Here is a 2,053-nt window from a genome sequence, read left to right on the forward strand (position 1 = left end):
TTTGTGGCGAATCCGTTCGGTGCGCCGGGGTCGCGGATGTATCGCAGTGGCGATATCGGCCGGTGGGTCGGGTTCGGTGGTCAGGCCACCCTCGAGTACGCCGGGCGTGGTGATCAGCAGGTGCAGTTGCGGGGGTTCCGTATCGAGTTGGGGGAGATCGAGGCGGCGTTGCTGCGTTGTCCGGGGGTGAGTCAGGCGGTGGTGGTGGTGCGTGCCGACGAGCACGCCGGGGACCGTCTGGTCGGGTATGTGGTGCCGGACGCGGGTGCGAGCTTGGATGCGTCGGTGTTGCGGACGCAGGTGTCGGAGTTCTTGACCGGCTATATGGTGCCGGATGCGGTGGTGGTGCTGGATGTGCTGCCGTTGACCGGGAACGGGAAGTTGGATCGGCGGGGGTTGCCGGAGCCGGAGTTCGTGAGTGGGGTGGTGTTCCGGGCGCCGGGTTCGCCGGTGGAGCAGGCGGTGGCGGAGGTGTTCGCTGGTCTGTTGGGGGCGGGTGAGGTGGGGTTGGATGACGATTTCTTCGCGTTGGGTGGTAATTCGTTGCTGGCCACGCGGGTGGTCGCGCGGATCAACGAGGCGTTGGATGCGGATGTGGCGGTGCGGGAGTTGTTCGCCGCGCCGACGGTAGCGGGGTTGGCCGCGCGGGTGGTGCCCGGTGCGGGGGGTGGGCGGCGGCCGGTGCTCGAACGCGCCGAGCGGCGCGGGCCGGTGCCGTTGTCGTTGGCGCAGCAGCGGATGTGGGTGCTCAACCAGTTCGATCCGGCGTCGGCGGCTTACAACATTCCGATGGCGATCCGGTTGAGCGGGGCGTTGGATGTGTCGGCGTTGCGGTACGCGCTGGCCGATGTGCTCGAACGGCACGAGTCGTTGCGGACCCGGTATCCGGCCCAGGGGCCGGGCGGGTTGCCGTTCCAGCAGATCCTCACCGTGGAGCAGGCGTTGCCGGGCGGGTTGGAGTTCGCTGTCACCGACGACCCGGTCGGGCGGGTGGGTGAGTTGATGTCGAGCGGGTTCGATGTCACCGAGCAGGTGCCGGTGCGGGCGTTGCTGCTCGAGACCGGCCCGGAGGAGTTCCTGCTGGCGGTGGTGGCCCATCATATCGCCGCGGACGGGGCGTCGATGGCGCCGCTGGCGCGGGATCTGGTCACCGCCTACCTCGCGCGGATCGGCGGTAACTCGCCGCGGTGGGCGCCGTTGGAGGTGCAGTACGCCGACTACGCGATCTGGCAGCGGCAGGTGATCGGCACCGACGAGGACCCGGCCTCGGTCGCGGCGCGGCAGCTGGCCTATTGGCGCTCCCAGCTCGACGGGTTGTCCGGGCAGGCGCAGTTGCCCACCGACCGGCCGCGCCCGGCGCATGCCAGCATGCGCGGCGCCAATACCGGGTTCGCGGTCTCCGCGGAGGTCCATCAGGCGTTGACCCTGCTGGCGCGTGAACACAACTGCACCCTGTTCATGGTCGTGCACGCCGCGCTGGCGGTGCTGCTGGCGCGGCTGTCCGGCGACCCGGACGTCGCGATCGGCACCCCGATCGCCGGGCGCGGGGAACGCGTGCTCGACGACCTGGTCGGCATGTTCGTCAACACCCTGACCCTGCGCACCCGCGTGGAAGCGGGTATGCCGTTCACCGCGCTGGTCGACCGCGCCCGCGAAACCGACCTGGCCGCTTTCGCCAACGCCGACATCCCCTTCGAACGCGTCGTGGAAGTCGTCGCGCCCGGCCGCGCCACCACCCACAACCCCCTGTTCGGGGTCGTGCTGTCGTTCCAGAACAACGAACAACCCACCCTGCAACTACCCGGGCTGACCATCACCGCCCTCGACACCGGCACCGTCGCCGCGAAATTCGACCTGCAAGTCAACGTCCACCCCCACCACCGCGACGACGGCACCCCCGGCGAACTCGACACCATCTTCACCTACGCCACCGACCTGTTCGACGACACCACCATCCACACCCTCGGCCACCGCCTCGAACGCATCCTCACCACCATCGCCACCAACCCCCACACCCTCATCGGCGACATCGACATCCTCGACCGAGCCGAGC

General features: G+C 69.3%; 1 protein-coding gene. It reads left to right on the forward strand.

Annotated elements, in window-relative coordinates; translation table 11 throughout:
• A partial coding sequence (locus ON27_RS04335) for a condensation domain-containing protein (protein ID WP_043719662.1) occupies positions 1–2,053 on the forward strand: 2,053 nt, incomplete at both ends.

The sequence above is a fragment of the Nocardia asiatica NBRC 100129 genome, from assembly GCF_000308415.1.
Taxonomy (GTDB): domain Bacteria; phylum Actinomycetota; class Actinomycetes; order Mycobacteriales; family Mycobacteriaceae; genus Nocardia; species Nocardia asiatica.